At 71.6% G+C, this 16227-nt stretch carries 18 protein-coding genes; 5 read left to right on the forward strand and 13 right to left on the reverse strand.

Annotated features, from left to right (window positions below; genetic code table 11):
• Positions 1 to 66: 66 nt before the first annotated feature.
• Positions 67 to 546, forward strand: coding sequence for a bacterioferritin (gene bfr, locus QBL25_RS13335; protein WP_409057255.1), 480 nt, complete (start codon positions 67 to 69; stop codon positions 544 to 546).
• A gap of 4 nt (positions 547 to 550) precedes the next feature.
• Here the strand turns inward: bfr and QBL25_RS13340 are convergent, their stop codons facing one another.
• A complete protein-coding gene (locus QBL25_RS13340) occupies positions 551 to 832 on the reverse strand; it encodes a bacterioferritin-associated ferredoxin (protein WP_409057256.1) in 282 nt (93 codons plus the stop codon).
• A gap of 153 nt (positions 833 to 985) precedes the next feature.
• Positions 986 to 2338 (reverse strand): class II 3-deoxy-7-phosphoheptulonate synthase, encoded by a 1353-nt coding sequence (locus tag QBL25_RS13345; protein WP_409057257.1) that lies wholly within the window; start codon positions 2336 to 2338, stop codon positions 986 to 988.
• 93 nt (positions 2339 to 2431) lie between these two features.
• Between QBL25_RS13345 and QBL25_RS13350 the strand changes: the two genes are divergently transcribed.
• On the forward strand, positions 2432 to 2488 hold the full coding sequence (locus QBL25_RS13350) for a trp operon leader peptide (protein WP_351162541.1): 57 nt from the start codon (positions 2432 to 2434) through the stop codon (positions 2486 to 2488).
• 112 nt (positions 2489 to 2600) lie between these two features.
• On the forward strand, positions 2601 to 4481 hold the full coding sequence (locus tag QBL25_RS13355; protein WP_409057258.1) for an anthranilate synthase family protein: 1881 nt from the start codon (positions 2601 to 2603) through the stop codon (positions 4479 to 4481).
• On the opposite strand, the gene QBL25_RS13360 is transcribed toward QBL25_RS13355, so the two are convergent.
• The 5 genes from QBL25_RS13360 to QBL25_RS13380 all read right to left on the reverse strand — a co-directional run bounded on the left by QBL25_RS13360 (position 4478) and on the right by QBL25_RS13380 (position 9528).
• Positions 4478 to 5482 (reverse strand): 2-hydroxyacid dehydrogenase, encoded by a 1005-nt coding sequence (locus QBL25_RS13360; RefSeq protein WP_409057259.1) that lies wholly within the window; start codon positions 5480 to 5482, stop codon positions 4478 to 4480. The genes QBL25_RS13355 and QBL25_RS13360 overlap by 4 nt on opposite strands.
• A gap of 80 nt (positions 5483 to 5562) precedes the next feature.
• The gene (locus tag QBL25_RS13365) at positions 5563 to 6600 is read right to left on the reverse strand and encodes a 6-phosphofructokinase (RefSeq protein WP_409057260.1); all 1038 of its coding nucleotides are present in this window, start codon (positions 6598 to 6600) and stop codon (positions 5563 to 5565) included.
• Between the two features lie 146 nt (positions 6601 to 6746).
• Positions 6747 to 7445, reverse strand: a complete 699-nt coding sequence (locus QBL25_RS13370; RefSeq protein WP_409057261.1) for a response regulator — start codon at positions 7443 to 7445, stop codon at positions 6747 to 6749.
• A complete protein-coding gene (gene macS / locus QBL25_RS13375; protein ID WP_409057262.1) occupies positions 7442 to 8713 on the reverse strand; it encodes a MacS family sensor histidine kinase in 1272 nt (423 codons plus the stop codon). Before macS ends, QBL25_RS13370 begins: the two co-directional genes overlap by 4 nt.
• A 68-nt stretch (positions 8714 to 8781) precedes the next feature.
• Positions 8782 to 9528 carry a lysophospholipid acyltransferase family protein gene (locus QBL25_RS13380; protein WP_409062631.1) on the reverse strand — a complete coding sequence of 249 codons (747 nt, stop codon included), beginning with the start codon at positions 9526 to 9528 and terminating at the stop codon, positions 8782 to 8784.
• A 156-nt stretch (positions 9529 to 9684) separates the two neighbouring features.
• Between QBL25_RS13380 and QBL25_RS13385 the strand changes: the two genes are divergently transcribed.
• Both QBL25_RS13385 and QBL25_RS13390 read left to right on the forward strand, forming a co-directional pair.
• Entirely contained in the window at positions 9685 to 10464 is a 780-nt protein-coding gene (locus QBL25_RS13385) for an alpha/beta hydrolase (RefSeq protein ID WP_409057263.1), read from the forward strand.
• Complete coding sequence (locus tag QBL25_RS13390; protein ID WP_409057264.1) at positions 10457 to 11092, forward strand: hypothetical protein; 636 nt, start codon at positions 10457 to 10459, stop codon at positions 11090 to 11092. Before QBL25_RS13385 ends, QBL25_RS13390 begins: the two co-directional genes overlap by 8 nt.
• 5 nt (positions 11093 to 11097) lie before the next feature.
• On the opposite strand, the gene QBL25_RS13395 is transcribed toward QBL25_RS13390, so the two are convergent.
• The 6 genes from QBL25_RS13395 to QBL25_RS13420 form a co-directional block, all read right to left on the reverse strand.
• Entirely contained in the window at positions 11098 to 11853 is a 756-nt protein-coding gene (locus tag QBL25_RS13395; RefSeq protein ID WP_409057265.1) for an endonuclease/exonuclease/phosphatase family protein, read from the reverse strand.
• A 90-nt stretch (positions 11854 to 11943) separates the two neighbouring features.
• Positions 11944 to 12885 carry an ROK family glucokinase gene (locus QBL25_RS13400; RefSeq protein WP_409057266.1) on the reverse strand — a complete coding sequence of 314 codons (942 nt, stop codon included), beginning with the start codon at positions 12883 to 12885 and terminating at the stop codon, positions 11944 to 11946.
• A gap of 54 nt (positions 12886 to 12939) precedes the next feature.
• Complete coding sequence (locus QBL25_RS13405; protein WP_409057267.1) at positions 12940 to 13410, reverse strand: DUF5304 domain-containing protein; 471 nt, start codon at positions 13408 to 13410, stop codon at positions 12940 to 12942.
• Positions 13411 to 13479: 69 nt separating this feature from the next.
• The gene (locus QBL25_RS13410) at positions 13480 to 14637 is read right to left on the reverse strand and encodes an ArsA family ATPase (protein ID WP_409057268.1); all 1158 of its coding nucleotides are present in this window, start codon (positions 14635 to 14637) and stop codon (positions 13480 to 13482) included.
• 134 nt (positions 14638 to 14771) lie between these two features.
• Complete coding sequence (locus QBL25_RS13415; RefSeq protein ID WP_409057269.1) at positions 14772 to 15215, reverse strand: SRPBCC family protein; 444 nt, start codon at positions 15213 to 15215, stop codon at positions 14772 to 14774.
• Positions 15216 to 15305: 90 nt separating this feature from the next.
• The gene (locus QBL25_RS13420) at positions 15306 to 16055 is read right to left on the reverse strand and encodes a metallophosphoesterase (protein WP_409062632.1); all 750 of its coding nucleotides are present in this window, start codon (positions 16053 to 16055) and stop codon (positions 15306 to 15308) included.
• Positions 16056 to 16227 lie beyond the last annotated feature (172 nt).

Consider the following 16227-nt stretch of genomic DNA (forward strand, 5'->3'; position numbering starts at 1 on the left):
GGCCTGTCGTACCGGTGCGAGGATGCGCGGAACCTGCCCAGTTACCACGTGGAAGGAGCCTCTGCGATGCAGGGCGACCCCGAGGTCATCGAATTTCTCAACGAGCAGCTGACCGCCGAACTCACGGCGATCAACCAGTACTTTCTCCACGCCAAGATGCAGGAAAACTTCGGCTGGCCCAAGCTCGCCAAATACACCCGGTCCGAGTCGATCGACGAGATGAAGCACGCGGAGATCCTGACCGACCGGATCCTCTTCCTCGACGGCCTGCCCAATTACCAGCGGCTCTTCCACGTGCGCGTGGGCCAGACCGTCACGGAGATGTTCCAGGCCGACCGGCAGATCGAGGCGGAGGCGATCGACCGCCTGCGGCGCGGCATCGAGGTGATGCGCGGCAAGGGAGACGTCACTTCCGCGAACATCTTCGAGTCGATCCTCGCGGACGAGGAGCACCACATCGACTATCTCGACACCCAGCTCGAACTGGTCGAGAAGTTGGGCGAGCCGCTCTACATCGCGCAGCTCATCGAGCAGCCGGAGGGCTGACGGGCTAGGCGGCCTCGTCGAGGGCGGCGCCCACACCGGCACTCACACCGGCGTCCACGGCCGCGTCCAGGCCGGTCAGGACGGGCTGACCCTGGTCGGCGAGCTCCCTGCGGGGGCACGTGCCCCGGCCCAGGAGCGCCTGAATGCTGCGCACACACGAGCCGCAGTCGGTGCCCGCCTTGCTGGCGGACGCTATCTGGCGGGGTGTGCAGGCACCGTCGGCCGCGTGCTGCTTCACCTGCGCCTCGGTGACCCCGAAGCAGTTGCAGACGTACACGCGGTTCACCTCCCGGACAGGACTTATCGGCGGCGCCGTCCCGATTAATCGGTGAGGCTAACCTAACCTTACCCACGTCCCCGGGTCCACAAAAGCCCCGATACGCCGGTGGGGCACGGATCACATGGATCCGTGCCCCACCTTCGCGTCGTGCGGGAATACCTACTGGTCGCGGTACATCTCCGCCACCAGGAACGCCAGGTCCAGGGACTGGCTGCGGTTCAGGCGCGGGTCGCAGGCCGTCTCGTAGCGCTGGTGCAGGTCGTCGACGAAGATCTCGTCGCCGCCGCCCACGCACTCGGTGACGTCGTCACCGGTGAGCTCGACATGGATGCCGCCCGGGTGCGTGCCCAGGCCCTTGTGGACCTCGAAGAAGCCCTTGACCTCGTCGAGCACGTCGTCGAACCGGCGGGTCTTGTGACCGGACGCCGCCTCGTACGTGTTGCCGTGCATGGGGTCGGTGACCCAGGCGACGGTCGCGCCGGACGCGGTGACCTTCTCGACCAGCTCGGGGAGCTTGTCGCGGACCTTGTCGGCGCCCATGCGGACGATGAAGGTCAGACGGCCGGGCTCACGGTCCGGGTCGAGGCGCTCGATGTACTGGAGCGCCTCCTCCGACGTGGTGGTCGGGCCGAGCTTGATGCCGATCGGGTTGCGCACCTTGGAGGCGAACTCGATGTGCGCGCCGTCCAGCTGACGGGTGCGCTCACCGATCCAGACCATGTGGCCCGAGGTGTCGTAGAGCCGGCCGGTGCGCGAGTCCACCCGGGTGAGGGCCGACTCGTAGTCGAGGAGGAGCGCCTCGTGCGAGGCGTAGAACTCGACGGTCTTGAACTCCTCCGGGTTCGTCCCGCAGGCGCGCATGAAGTTGAGCGCGTTGTCGATCTCGCGCGCCAGCTGCTCGTACCGCTGGCCCGAGGGGGACGACTTCACGAAGTCCTGGTTCCAGGCGTGCACCTGGCGCAGGTCGGCGTACCCGCCGGTCGTGAAGGCGCGCACCAGGTTGAGCGTCGACGCGGAGGCGTTGTACATCCGCTTCAGGCGCTCGGGGTCCGGGACGCGGGACTTCTCGTCGAAGTCGAAGCCGTTGACCGAGTCGCCGCGGTACGTCGGCAGGGTCACGCCGTCGCGGGTCTCGGTGCCCTTGGAGCGCGGCTTCGAGTACTGCCCGGCGATGCGGCCCACCTTCACCACGGGCACGGAGGCCGCGTAGGTCAGGACGGCGCCCATCTGGAGCAGCGTCTTCAGCTTGTTCCGGATGTGGTCGGCCGACACGGCGTCGAAGGCCTCGGCGCAGTCGCCGCCCTGAAGCAGGAACGCCTCTCCCTTGGCGACGGAGGCCAGTCGGGCGCGCAGCTGGTCGCACTCGCCCGCGAAGACGAGCGGCGGATACGACTCGAGGTCCGCGATCACATCGCGCAGAGCCTCGGCATCGGGGTACTCAGGCTGCTGCGCCGCGGGAAGGTCTCGCCAGGTGTTGCCACCGGTAGGGGTGGTCTTAGCGTTCACGGTCACCCGCACAACATTACGGGGTGATGTCCGCCGTCCATCCCCCCGCTCACCAAGTGAGACGGACCAGACACGGCGTGATGCGTTAAGGTGCGGGACATGCACGCGCAGACGACTCGTAACTGGTGGTGGCCCGCTCATCCGGCGGCCCACTGATTCTGCGCGTACCAAGACTCGCGAAGGCCGCCCGAGGGGCGGCCTTCAGTGTTTTCCGGGCGATGATCGCCGGGCCGGGCCGTTCCCCTCCGAGTGAGAAGGAACCGAACCGATGCCTGCTCCCACCCACCAGCACCACCAGCCCGACCTGGCCGATCTCCTCGACGACGACCGCCCGTTCGCGGTGCTCCGCCGCCGCACGCCCGGCCACGACCACGACACGGTCGAGGTCCTGATCGGCGCGGTCCACACGGTCGACCGGCTCGCGGACCTCCCCGACGAGGGACTCGCGCTCATCCCCTTCCGGCAGATCAGGGAGCGCGGTTTCGACGTACGCGACGACGGCACGCCGCTCGCGGTCCTCACCCCCGAGACGACGTACGCGCTCCCGCTCGCCGAAGCACTGGCGGCGCTGCCCGCGCACGAGGTGCGGGTCGAGGGCGGTGGCTTCGACGTCGACGACACCGCGTACGGGGAGATCGTCGGGCGGGTCCTGCGCGAGGAGATCGGACGGGGCGAGGGCGCCAACTTCGTCATCCGGCGCACGTACGAGGGCGAGATCCCCGGCTTCTCCCGCGCGGACGCCCTGGCCCTCTTCCGCAGGCTGCTGGTGGGCGAGCGCGGCGCGTACTGGACGTACGTCGTGCACACCGGGGTGAGGACGCTGGTCGGGGCGAGCCCGGAGGTGCACGTGCGGATGTCCGGCGGGACGGTCGTCATGAACCCGATCAGCGGGACCTACCGCTACCCGGCCGAGGGCCCCACGGCGGACGATCTGCTCGGCTTCCTCGCGGACGGCAAGGAGACCGAGGAGCTGTCGATGGTCGTCGACGAGGAGCTCAAGATGATGTGCACGGTCGGCGACATGGGCGGTGTCGTCGTCGGGCCGCGGCTCAAGGAGATGGCCCACCTCGCGCACACCGAGTACGAGCTGCGCGGCAAGTCGTCGCTGGACGCGCGCGAGGTCCTCAAGGAGACGATGTTCGCGGCCACCGTCACCGGCTCGCCCGTGCAGAACGCCTGCCGCGTCATCGAGCGCCACGAAGCGGGCGGGCGCGGCTACTACGCGGGCGCGCTCGCCCTGCTCGGCCGGGACGCGGGCGGCGCGCAGACCCTCGACTCCCCGATCCTGATCCGTACCGCCGACATCTCTCCGGAGGGCAGGCTGCGGGTCCCGGTCGGCGCGACGCTGGTGCGCGGCTCGGACCCGGCGGGCGAGGTGGCCGAGACGCACGCGAAGGCGGCGGGCGTGCTCGCCGCCCTCGGGGTGCGGCCAGGGCGGCCCCGCGCCGAGCGCGTACGCCCCGCCCTGGCCGACGATCCACGGGTGCGGGCGGCCCTGGACGGCAGGCGGGCCGGGCTCGCGCCGTTCTGGCTGCGGATGCAGGCACCGACGGCGGAGCTGAGCGGGCACGCCCTGGTGATCGACGGCGAGGACACGTTCACCGCGATGCTGGCGCACCTGCTGCGCTCCTCGGGCCTGACGGTCTCGGTGCGCCGCTACGACGAGCCGGGCCTGCGGGAAGCGGTCCGGTCGCACGCGGGTCCGCTGGTCCTCGGCCCCGGCCCCGGCGACCCCTCGGACCCGGCCGACCCGAAGATGGTCTTCCTGCGCTCCCTGGCCGCCGACGCCGTGCGCGACCACCGGCACGGGATCCTCGGCGTCTGCCTGGGGCACGAGCTGCTGGCCGCCGAGCTGGGTCTGGAGATCGTCCGCAAGGAGGTCCCGTACCAGGGCGCCCAGACGCGGATCGACCTGTTCGGGCGGCCGGAGACGGTCGGCTTCTACAACAGCTTCGTGGCCCGCTGCGACGAGGAGAGCGCCCAGGAGCTGGCGGCGCACGGCATCGAGGTCAGCCGGGACACGGCGACGGGAGAGGTGCACGCACTGCGCGGGGCCGGTTTCGCGGGCGTCCAGTTCCACCCGGAGTCGGTGCTCTCGCTGCGCGGGACGGCGATCGTGCGCGACCTGCTGTCCGGAGTCCTGGTCTAGGCCGTGGGGGCCGCCGGGACCAGCACGTTCTCGCTGCGGCGGCCCTCCTTGTAGTCCAGGACGTTGCGCACGGTGGTGTCGATGATCTGGCCGACCGCGTCCACGGTGTAGTACGCCTGGTGCGAGGTGACGACCACGTTCGGGAACGTCACCAGCCGGGCCAGGGTGTCGTCCTCGACGGCTTCGAGCGACTTGTCGAGGAAGAACAGCCCGGCCTCCGCCTCGTACACGTCGAGGCCGACGCCCGTGAAGCGCCCCCTGCGCAGCTCGGAGACCAGGGCGTCGGTGTCGATCAGACCTCCGCGGCTGGAGTTCACCAGGATCGCGTCGGCCTTCATCGTGCGCAGCGCGTCGGCGCCGATGATGTGCTGCGTCGCGGGGAGCAGCGGGACGTGCAGGCTGATCAGATCGGCCTGTGCGAAGAGCTCCTCCTTCGCGACGTACTCCATGCCGAGCTCGACGCACGCGGGGTTCTCGGCGACGTCCCAGCCGAGCAGGCGCATGCCGAAGCCGTGCGCGATCCGGGTGAACGCCTCGCCGATCTTCCCGGTGCCGAGCACGCCGACGGTGCGGCCGCGCAGGTCCCGGCCCATCAGACCGTCGAGGCGGAAGTCGAAGTCGCGGGTGCGGTTGCTGGCGCGGACGATGCGGCGGTTGACGGCCATCGCCAGGGTCCAGGCGAATTCCGCGACGGAGTACGGCGAGTAGTACGAGACGCGGGCGATGGTGAAGCCGAGGCGCTCGGCGACCTGGAGGTCGATGTTGTTGAACCCGGTCGAGCGCTGGGCGATCATCTGCGTCCCGCCCGCGGCGAGGGTCTGCAGGACGCGGTTGCCGAGATCGGCGTTGACGCTGGTCGAGACGATCTCGTAGCCGGCGGCGATGGGGGCGGTGTCCTCGGTGAGGAAGACGTCCAGGCAGCGCACGTCGTGGTGCCCGGCGAAGGCCTTCTCGATCAGCGGCTTCTCGTCGGCCTGCACGCCGAAGGCGAGGATCTCCATGCGGGGAGTCTATGTACCGCCCGGTGGGACGGCACCCGGAGCGCCGGGTGCCGTCCGGTCGCGAGGCGACGTGGTCCGGCTCAGCCGAAGAAGACCCCGACCTCCTGGTAGAGGGCCGGATCCACCGTCTTCAGACGGGCCGTCGCGTCGGCGATCGGCACCCGCACGATGTCCGTCCCCTGCAACGCGACCATCTTGCCGAAGTCGCCGTCCCGCACGGCCTCGATCGCGTGCAGTCCGAAGCGCGTGGCCAGCCAGCGGTCGAAGGCGCTGGGCGTCCCGCCGCGCTGGACGTGTCCGAGGACGGTCGTGCGCGCTTCCTTGCCGGTGCGCCCCTCGATCTCCTTGGCCAGCCACTCCCCCACGCCCGAGAGCCGCACGTGCCCGAAGGAGTCCTGCGTCCCGTCCTTGAGGACCATCTCGCCGTCCTTGGGCATGGCCCCTTCGGCCACGACCACGATCGGCGCGTACGACGCCTTGAACCGCGAGGTCACCCAGGCGCACACCTGGTCGATGTCGAAGCGCTGCTCCGGGATGAGGATGACGTTCGCGCCGCCGGCGAGGCCGGAGTGCAGCGCGATCCAGCCCGCGTGCCGCCCCATGACCTCGACCACGAGGACGCGCATGTGCGACTCGGCGGTCGTGTGCAGCCGGTCGATCGCCTCGGTGGCGATGCCCACCGCCGTGTCGAAGCCGAAGGTGTAGTCCGTGGCGGACAGGTCGTTGTCGATCGTCTTCGGTACGCCGACGACGTTGATGCCGTACTCGTCGGTGAGCCGGGCGGCGACGCCGAGGGTGTCCTCGCCGCCGATCGCGATGAGCGAGTCGACCTCGTGCTTGGCGAGGTTCTCCTTGATCCGGCGGATGCCGTTCTCCGCCTTGAGCGGGTTGGTGCGCGAGGAGCCGAGGATGGTGCCGCCGCGCGGCAGGATGCCGCGCACGGCCGGGATGTCGAGCGGGACGGTGTCGCCCTCCAGCGGACCGCGCCAGCCGTCCCGGAAGCCGACGAAGTCATAGCCGTACTCCTGCACGCCCTTGCGGACGACGCCCCGGATGACGGCGTTGAGCCCGGGGCAGTCGCCGCCTCCGGTCAGTACTCCGATTTTCTTGGCCGCCATGGAAACGTCCCTTCGCCTCGTTGACCTGATGCGAGTCACGCTAATGGTGATCCAGGTCACTCAGGGACGGTCCGGATGGTCAATTCCTGTCCGGATATGGGGAGTTGATCACATGGGTTCACCCGTACGAGGGGTTTCCCGAGGGGTCACTCGTCGTCGAGGCCCCGCTCGATCGCGTACCGCACGAGCTCCACGCGGTTGTGGAGCTGGAGCTTGCCCAGGGTGTTCTGCACGTGGTTCTGCACGGTGCGGTGCGAGATGACCAGGCGCTCGGCGATCTGCTTGTAGCTCAGCCCCTTGGCGACGAGCCGCAGCACCTCGGTCTCGCGGTCGGTCAGCTGCGGGGCCTTCGGCTCGTCCGGGGTGCCGGGCGCCGGGTCGGAGGCCAGGCGGCGGTACTCGCCGAGGACGAGGCCCGCGAGCCCCGGCGTGAAGACCGTGTCGCCGACGGCCGTGCGGCGCACCGCGTCGGTCAGCTCGGCGGTGGAGGCCGACTTCAGGAGGTAGCCGGTGGCACCGGACTTGACCGCCTCCAGGACGTCGGCGTGCTCACCGCTGGCCGACAGGACCAGGACGCGCAGGGCCGGGTTGGCCGCGACGAGTTCCTTGCAGACCTGGACGCCCGGCTTCAGGGGCAGGTTCAGGTCGAGCACGAGCACGTCGGGCGCCGCCGCCTGGGCGCGGCGCACCGCCTGCTCGCCGTCGCCCGCCGTGGCGACCACGTCGAAGCCGGCCTCCGCGAGGTCGCGGGCGACCGCGTCCCGCCACATCGGGTGGTCGTCGACGACCATCACCCTGACCGGGCCCTTGCCGCCGTCCGCGTCCCGCAGTCGCTGTTCGTTCATCGTTCCTTGCCTGCCTTCCCCCGTGTGCTGCCGACGTGCGCAGGGTGCGCCGCGGCCTTCGCCGGCCGCGGGACCCTCAGTTCCACTTCCGTTCCCTGGCCCGGTACCGAGATCAGCTCGGCCGTGCCGCCGATGTCCCGCAGCCGCCCCCGGATCGACAGGGCGACCCCGAGCCGCCCCTCGCCCTCGGCCTCCGCGAGCCGGCCCTCGGGGATGCCGGGGCCGTCGTCCCGCACCGTCACGATCACGGCGTCCGGCTCGTCCTCGACCAGGATCCAGGCTCCGGCGTCCGGGCCCGCGTGCCGGTGGACGTTGTCCAGGGCCGCGCCGACGGCGGCGGCCAGCTCCCGCGCGGCCTTCGGCGCGAGGGCGACCGGAGCGCCCGGCTCCGAGACGGTGACCTTCGCGCCCGCGTACGGGAAGAGCAGCGACCGCAGGTCACAGGGCTCACCCGCATCCGGGTCGGCGATGTCGTCGGGCTCCTCGACCGCGCGGACCACCGCCCCGAGCGAGGCGTCCTCCGACTCGTGCGACGTCCGGACCAGGCCGCCCGCCACCAGGGTGCGCAGCGCGACCTCCTGCTCCCCGGCCATCCTGCCGAGCTCCGCCGCCTCGCCGCCGAGCGCGCTGCCGCGCCGCTGCACCATCGCGAGGACCTGGAGCACGCTGTCGTGGATGTCGCGGGCGAGCCGCTCCCGCTCGCGGGTCGCGGCCTCGATCTCCAGGGCGCGGGCGAGGGTGCGCTCGGAGGCGCGGGCCACCTCGACGACGTAGCCGATGGCGATGGACGCGATGCAGACGAGCAGGACGTTGTGGAGCGTGTCCTGGGTGGGCCGGCCGCGCTGCGCGATGTTGGCGGCGCCGACGAGCGCCGACGCGAACGCCGCCCACCGCCAGCCGCCCTTGATCGCGAAGGCGAGCACCGCGCCCGCCGTCCATATCGACGGCAGCGTCGGGCCGTCGTGGACGATCCGCTGGTGCGAGTCGGCGACCGGTGTCAGCAGGATGCCGGCCAGCGCGATCGTCAGGTCGGTGATCAGGAACCGCTTGGTGCAGCTCGCGGCGTTCGCGACCTTCGGCAGCGTGCCGACGGTCCAGCCGGCGAGCACCACGTAGTACGCGACGGCCACCCAGGGGCGGTCGAAGTTCTGGTGCGCGGCCACGAAGAGGCCGATCGCGTACAGCATGGTCAGCACGCGGTAGCCCGTGAGCGCACGCCACAGCGGCTGCTCGACCGACATCCTCATGACACGCACCCGCTTGGTCATGTCCCCACCCCTTGGGCACCCCCTGGGGTCGCCCGACGGCTCCCCCGCTCCCCCCGGCAACGACGCGCTTACGCGCCCGACCGTTCCTTCTCGGCCGCCGCCGCCGCTTTCTCCGCCTTCTTCTCCGCTTCCTTCTCGGCCTTCGCCGCGTCCGAGATGCGGCGCTTGGCCGCCGTCGCGTACTCGTCCACGTACTCCTGGCCGGACAGCTTCATGATCTCGTACATGACCTCGTCGGTCACCGCCCGCAGGACGAACCGGTCGTGCTCCATGCCGTGGTACCGGCTGAAGTCGAGCGGTTCGCCGATCTTGATGCCGGGCCGCATGAGCTTCGGCATCACCTTGCCCGGCGGCTGGATCTTCTCCGTGTCGATCATCGCCACGGGGAGCACGGGCGCCCCCGTGGCGAGGGCCACGCGCGCGAGGCCGCCGGGCTTGCCACGGTAGAGCCTGCCGTCGGGCGAACGCGTGCCTTCCGGGTAGATGCCGAAGAGCTCACCGCGCTCCAGGACCTCGATGCCGCTCTTGATGGCCGCCTCGCCCGCGCCGCGGCCGCCGGAGCGGTCCACGGGCAGCTGGCCGACGCCCTTGAAGAAGGCCGCCGTGAGCTTGCCCTTCACGCCCGGAGACGTGAAGTACTCCGCCTTCGCGATGAAGGTGACCTTGCGGTCGAGCACCGCGGGCAGGAAGAAGGAGTCCGAGAAGGAGAGATGATTGCTCGCCAGGATGGCCGGTCCCTCGGCGGGTACGTTCTCAAGGCCCTCCACCCAGGGCCTGAAGCCGAGCTTCAGCGGCCCTCCGATGGCGACCTTCATTGCGCCGTAGATCAAACCGAGTGCCTCCTGTTAAGTGTGGATCAGACCTTAACCCGCAGTAAGCCCAAAGGGCCCGACGACCCTGGTCGGTGTCGGTCCGGTCGCGTACGGTGAAGTACTCCCACCCCGCAGCCACATCTCACGAAGGAGACCGAAGTGCCGGTCCTCCCCGGAGCCGAGCCGTACCGCCACGAGGGCGGCGAGGTCGGCGTCCTCCTCTGCCACGGCTTCACCGGAACCCCCCAGTCCCTGCGCCCCTGGGCGGAGTACCTCGCGGGCCGCGGCCTGACCGTCTCGCTCCCGCTGCTGCCCGGGCACGGCACGCGCTGGGAGGACCTCCAGGTCACCGGCTGGCAGGACTGGTACGCGGAGGTGGAGCGCGAGCTGCGCGCACTCCTCGAGCGGTGCACGGAGGTCTTCGTCTTCGGCCTCTCCATGGGCGGGGCACTGGCGCTGCGGCTCGCCGCCAAGCACGGCGACGCGGTGCGCGGCATCGTCGTGGTCAACCCGGGGAACAAGGTGCACGGCCTCGCGGCGCACGCCCTGCCGGTCGCCCGGCATCTGGTGCCGTCGACGAAGGGCATCGTGAGCGACATCGCCCTCGAAGGCTCGGAGGAGGTCGGCTACCACCGCATCCCGCTGCACGCGGCGCACTCCCTGCGCCGGTTCTTCCAGCGGGTGGACGGGGAACTGCCGCAGGTGACCCAGCCGTTGCTGCTCCTGCACAGCCCGCAGGACCACGTCGTGCCGCCCGCGGACTCGGCCAGGATCCTCAGCCGCGTGTCGTCCACGGATGTCACCGAGACCATCCTGGAACAGAGCTACCACGTCGCGACGTTGGACCACGATGCGGACCGGATCTTCGAGGAGAGCTACGCGTTCATCGGCCGGCTCGCCCCCAGTGTCGGTAAGGAAGGGACGGCCACCGGTGGCTGAGCAGGACCGAATCGAACCCGACGGCGACGAGAGCCGCGAGCCCGAGAAGCGGCAGGAGCCCTCCGGGGGCCTGCCGCTGGACGAGGACGCGGCCTGGCAGGCGATCGTCGCGGGGTACGGCCAGGAGCCGGCGGACCCGCCGGGCGCCAAGCCGTTCAAGTCCGTCGAGGATCTGGCGCTGCTCGAACCGGAGACGAACGACACCCCGGGGCAGGCCGGCACGGCCGTCAAGAACCCCACGGCCCCCGAGGACCCGGACGACTCCGGGTCGAAGAAGTCGCTCGGCGGCTCCGTCTCCTTCGCCCCCGGCGTGGGCGGCGGCCCGCGTGACTACGACGCCCCCGAGGCGTCGGACGACGACCTGGGCCCGGACGACGAGGGCCACTTCGTGCCGCCGGAGCCGCCGCCGCTGCCCGCGGCGGACGTCACGGCGAAGTTCGCCTGGCTCGCGGTGCTCGGCGGCCCGCTGCTGCTCCTGCTGACCGTGCTGCTCGGCTGGCAGATGACCTGGTGGCTTGCGACGCTCAGCATCGGCGGCTTCCTCGGCGGCTTCGCCACGCTGGTGGGGCGGATGAAGGGCGACGACGACGAAGAGGACGAGGACCCGGGCCGCGGCGCGGTGGTCTGAGGGAGCTAGCCCCTCGCGGCGGCGGGAATCCTGAGGGCGGCGAGCACCGGCAGATGGTCGGTGGCCGCCCGCAGGTCCGCCTCGCTCACCCCGTCGAGCTCCAGGGGCACCCCGCAGGCGAGGATCTCGATCCCCGGGGTCGCGAAGATCGCGTCGATGCGCTGGTGCGGGTCCCCCGGCGTGGAGGTGTTCTCGCCGCCCCAGGGCGCGGTCGCCCAGCAGTCCCGCAGCTGGGAGGCGAGCCTGCGGAACGTACGCCCCTTGGGCCGGTCGTTGAGGTCGCCGCCCGCGACGGCGTGCTCCACGCCCATCCCGGCGAGCCGGTCGAGCAGCATCCCGCCCTGCGCGTACCGCTCGTCGGTCTGGAGGCTCAGATGGCAGCTCAGGACGCCGAGCCGGGCGCCACCGAACCGTACGACGGCGGTCGCGAAGCCGCGCCGGTGCAGCCCCGGCGTCAGCGGGAGCAGGACGTCCTCGGTCCGCTCGACGGTGGCCCGCAGCGAGCAGAGCAGCGCGGGGCCCGACGCGGTGGCGCCGCCCGAGAGCAGCACCAGGTCGGCGGCGCGGGCGAGCCGGGCCAGCTTCTTGCGCCACCGGAAGAAGCGCGGTGCCTCCTGGACGAGCACGAGGTCGGGCGCGCAGGCGGCGATGACGCGGGCCAGCGCGTCGGTGTCGTCCCGCATGGACCGGATGTTGTAACTGAGCACCCGGATCACGGCTGAACCGTCGGCTTCGGTCCGGGAGTTGGGCAGCGTCACCATGGGGATCAAGATACGCGCCGCGGGGCGGCGCCACGACGAGGCCCGCCGCCCCCGGAAGGGGCGGCGGGCCTCGGTCGGGACCGGCGTGGACTAGCCCTGGCGCGCCAGGTCGGCGGCGCCCACGAGCCCCGCCTTGTTGCCCAGCTGGGCGGCGAGCACCTGCGCGTGCGGACGCCACTGGCCGCCGATGAGCCACCGGCGGAACGACTTGCGGATCGGGTCGAGCACCAGCTCGCCCTCGTCGGAGAGACCGCCGCCGACGATGAACGCGGAGGGGTCGAAGAGCGAGGCCAGGTCGGCGAGGCCCGCGCCGACCCAGCGGGCCAGCTCGCGGTACGAGTCGACGGACACGGGGTCGCCCCGCCGGGCCGCCTCGCTGATGTGCTTGCCCTCGATGCCGTCCACAGTGCCGTCGCCCATGCCGAGGAGGATCTCGGCGGACTCGGGCGTCGCGTTGGCGCGCTGGCGTCCGTACCGCAGGAGGGCGCGGCCGGAGGCGTACTGCTCCCAGCAGCCCTGGCTGCCGCACCCGCACAGCAGGCCGTCGGGCACCACCCGGATGTGGCCGAACTCCGCGGCGACGCCGAAGCGTCCGCGCCGCAGCTTGTTGCCGATGATGATGCCGCCGCCCAGGCCCGTGCCCAGCGTGATGACGATGACGTCCTCGTGGCCCTGGCCCGCGCCGAAGCGGTACTCGCCCCAGGCCGCGGCATTCGCGTCGTTCTCCACGACGACCGGCATGCCGACCCGCTGCTCGACCTTGTCCTTGAGCGGCTCGTGGCGCCAGTCGATGTTCGGTGCGAAGAGAACGGTGGCGCGCTTGTCGTCGACGTATCCGGCGGCGCCGATGCCGACGGCCTCCACGTCGTTCCCCTTGCCGGCCCCGGAGACGGCGGCACAGATCGCGTCCACGATGCCTTCGGCGGTCGGCGGCGTGGGCACCGTGTGGGTGTCGAGAATGGTGCCCTCTTCGTCGACCACTCCGGCCGCGATTTTAGTGCCGCCGATATCGACGCCGATGGTGAGTCCCATGTGTCCCTCAGTTTCGGTCGAGCCCCGCTATGGGCAACCGTACCCGAGGGGTGTTCAGTCCAGGTCGATGTGTTCCGCGGGGCCGGGCCCCTCGTCGCGCGGTTCGGGGCCCTTCGCGGCGTCGCTCCCGCGGGTCCAGCGGCCCTCCTGGCCCTCGACCGCGGAGCGGTAGGCGGCGAGCAGTTCGCTGCCTGCCGTGGCGAGGTGGTCGAAGACGTCGGGGTTGCGCTCGATGACCGGTTCGACGGCGGCCTTCGCCTGCTGGACGACCTGCCGGACGGTCTGCTCGACGGCGCCCTGCGCGACCGCGCCGAGCAGCGGCGTCTGGAGCCCGGACAGCTTCTCCGACACGGCGTCGACGAGCTTGCGCAGCTCCTCGGCGGCCGATCCGGGCTGGGTGCCGTACTGCGCGCGGCGCCGGGCCTTCTCCGCCGCGAGGTCCTCGGCGCACGCCTTCGCCCACGCGTCGGCGTCGGTGTCGGCCGCTTCCGGTTCGGGCACTTCGCGCCCGGTGGCATCGCTCATGACGGACAGACTCCTGCGGAGGGCGGATGGATTCGTACTCCCGACGTTACCCGAACGGCGGTTGCCCGTTCACCGTGCGCGCGGCCACAGACCAGGGTCTGGCGCGAACCGCACCCGCAGCTCCCCCTCGCGCAGCCCGGCGCCCTCGACCGTGCAGCGGCGCAGGGCCGACGGCAGGGTCACCATGCGCCGCAGGGGTCCCGCGGTCACGACGAGTTCGTCGCCGCGCCGGATCAGTCCGAGCTCCTCGCGGACGGCGCCGGGGAGCGGGATGTGCCAGACCAGGACGCCGTCATCGGCGAGGGCGTCGACCACGGGCCACCGCACGGGTTCCGGCGCCGGGCCGGGGGCGGGCACGCCGAGGGCGGCCAGGTCGTCGGCGCCGCGGGGGTCGTGGCCCAGGTGCGGCAGCGGGAGCAGGCTCGCGCCGTACGTCTCCTGCCACTCGGCCAGGGTCTTGCGCTGCTGGGCGATGAGCGTGGCGAACCACGGGTCGGCGGTGTCGTCGGGCAGGACGCGGTTGGCGTGCAGGGCGTCGGTGCGCAAGCCCTGGAGGGCGAGGCCGGTGGCGGCGGCGCGCACGGCGTCGGCGCCGCCGGGCCCGGGCTCGGCGACCAGGCGGACCGTGGTCCCGGGGGCCTCGATCACGGCTTGCGCGGCGGCGAGTTCGGTCTCCCAGCGGGCCGCGGTCTCGTACAGCCAGGCGGAGGGCATCGGGACGCCCGCGATGCGGCCGAGCATGGGGCGCAGGGCGCGTGCCGCCTGCCGCTCGGGCGGCAGGAGCCGGCGCAGGTAGCGGCGCAGCTGCTCGGGCAGGGCGAGGACCGCGAGGGCGCGGGAGACCGGGGGCAGATCCACCACCACGGTGTCGTACGTGCTCTGCCCGGCGTCGCGCAGGGCGCGCAGGAGGGCCAGCTCGTCGCTGCCGGGCAGGGGGGTGAGCTCCTCGCCCTCCAGGCGTCCGGCGCCGAGCAGGTCGAGCGCGGACGCGGCGCGGTCCTGGAGGGCGAGCAGGTCGTCGCGGAACTCGTCGCCGGGGGCCGGCCTGCGGACGGTGAGGTTCGGATGGTCCGCGCCCGGCGCGGCGAAGGCGTCCAGGGCATCCAGGGCACGGTCCGCGGAGATCAGCAGGGTCCGGTGCCCCTCGCGGGCAGCGGAGAGCGCGGTGGCCGCGGCGACAGTGGTTCGGCCTGAGCCGCCGGGGCCGGTGAGGAGAAGGGTGCGCATAGGGGTGAACGGTACGGGAGCCGGCGGGGGCGTCCTCGGCCGCGGGCCCCGTGGACCGTGGGCTCTCCGCCCGCTCCGCGGGGGATGTGTCCCGCCCGCCGGCCCGTCACTGCGCGGGCGTCACTCCGCGGGCGTCACTTCTGGGCGCCGGACTCCACCCGCTTCTTCAGGCCCGCCAGCGCGCGGTCGGTGATGACCTTCTCCGCCTTGCGCTTGATCATTCCGAGCATGGGGATCTTGACGTCGACGGTCAGCTTGTACGTGACCTCCGTGCCGGTGCCCACGGGCCGCAGCAGGTAGGACCCGTCGAGCGAGCGCAGCATCTGCGACTTGACGAGGGTCCAGCTGACCTCGTTGTCGCCGGTCCACGTGTATCCGAGGGTCTGGTCGTCCTTGATGGCGCCCGCGTCCATGACGAGGCGGACCTGCTTGGCGCGGCCCTGGTCGTCGGTGTCGAGCACCTCCGCCTCCTTCACCTCACCCGTCCAGTCCGGGTAGCGGGCGAAGTCGGCGATCACCCCCATCACCTCGGCCGGTGCCGCCTCGATCGTGATGCTCGAGCTGGTGTGTTCCGCCATCTCTGTGGCTCCTCCAGATGCGGTCCGGTACGGGGGGTGGTGTGTACATGTGTGACGTGTGAAGGCTACCGCGCACGAAGTGGCCGACCGTCACCACTCCAGGGCCCACGGCCTGCCCGTGCTGGCGAAGTGCCCCACGTTCACACACTCCGTCGCCCCGACACGCATCCGCCGCGTCAACGGCTGGTGAACGTGGCCGAAAAGTGCGTACCGCGGGCGGGTCTTGTGAATGGCCGCGAGCAGCGCGCGGCTGCCCCGCTCGAAGCGGCGCGCCACGGTGTCGTACACGAGCTCGGGGACCTCCGGCGGGATGTGCGTGCAGAGCACGTCGACCTCGCCGACGGCCTCGATCTTGGCCGCGTACTCCTCGTCGCTGATCTCGTAGGGCGTGCGCATGGGGGTGCGCAGGCCGCCGCCGACGAATCCGAAGACCCGGCCGCCGATCTCGGCCCGGCCGCCGTCGAGGACGGTGGTGCCGGGGCCCGCGTACTCCGGCCAGAGGGCCGGCATGTCGACGTTGCCGTAGGTGGCGTACGTCGGTGCGGGGAAGGCGGCGAACATCTCGGCGTATTGCTTGCGCACCGCTTTCTCGATCGCGGGCCTGCGGTCGATCCCGGCCCACAGCCGGGCGCCGAACTCCCTGGCCTCCTCGAACCGGCGGGCCGTGCGCAGTTCCACCAGGTGATCGGCGTTCTCCGTGCCGAAGAGGTCGGGGAAGATGCCGCGCGAGTGGTCGGCGTAGTCGAGGAAGAGGACCAGGTCGCCGAGGCAGACGAGCGCGTCGGCTCCCTCGCCCGCGCGGGCGAGGTCTTCCGCGTTGCCGTGCACGTCACTGACCACATTGACCCGGAAACCTGACATGCCGATCACCCTAGAACGAGCGGGCAAACTCGGGTAGGGGCGTGGGCAGGCGCGGAGAAGCGGGCGGACCTGCGGTTACTTCCGAGTCGGGAAGGGCGTGGCGTACTGTGCGGTTCAGACCACAACGACGTGTGACGCACCGAACATCTGG

Source organism: Streptomyces sp. SYP-A7185, from assembly GCF_046103685.1.
In the GTDB taxonomy this organism is placed as follows: Bacteria; Actinomycetota; Actinomycetes; order Streptomycetales; family Streptomycetaceae; genus Streptomyces.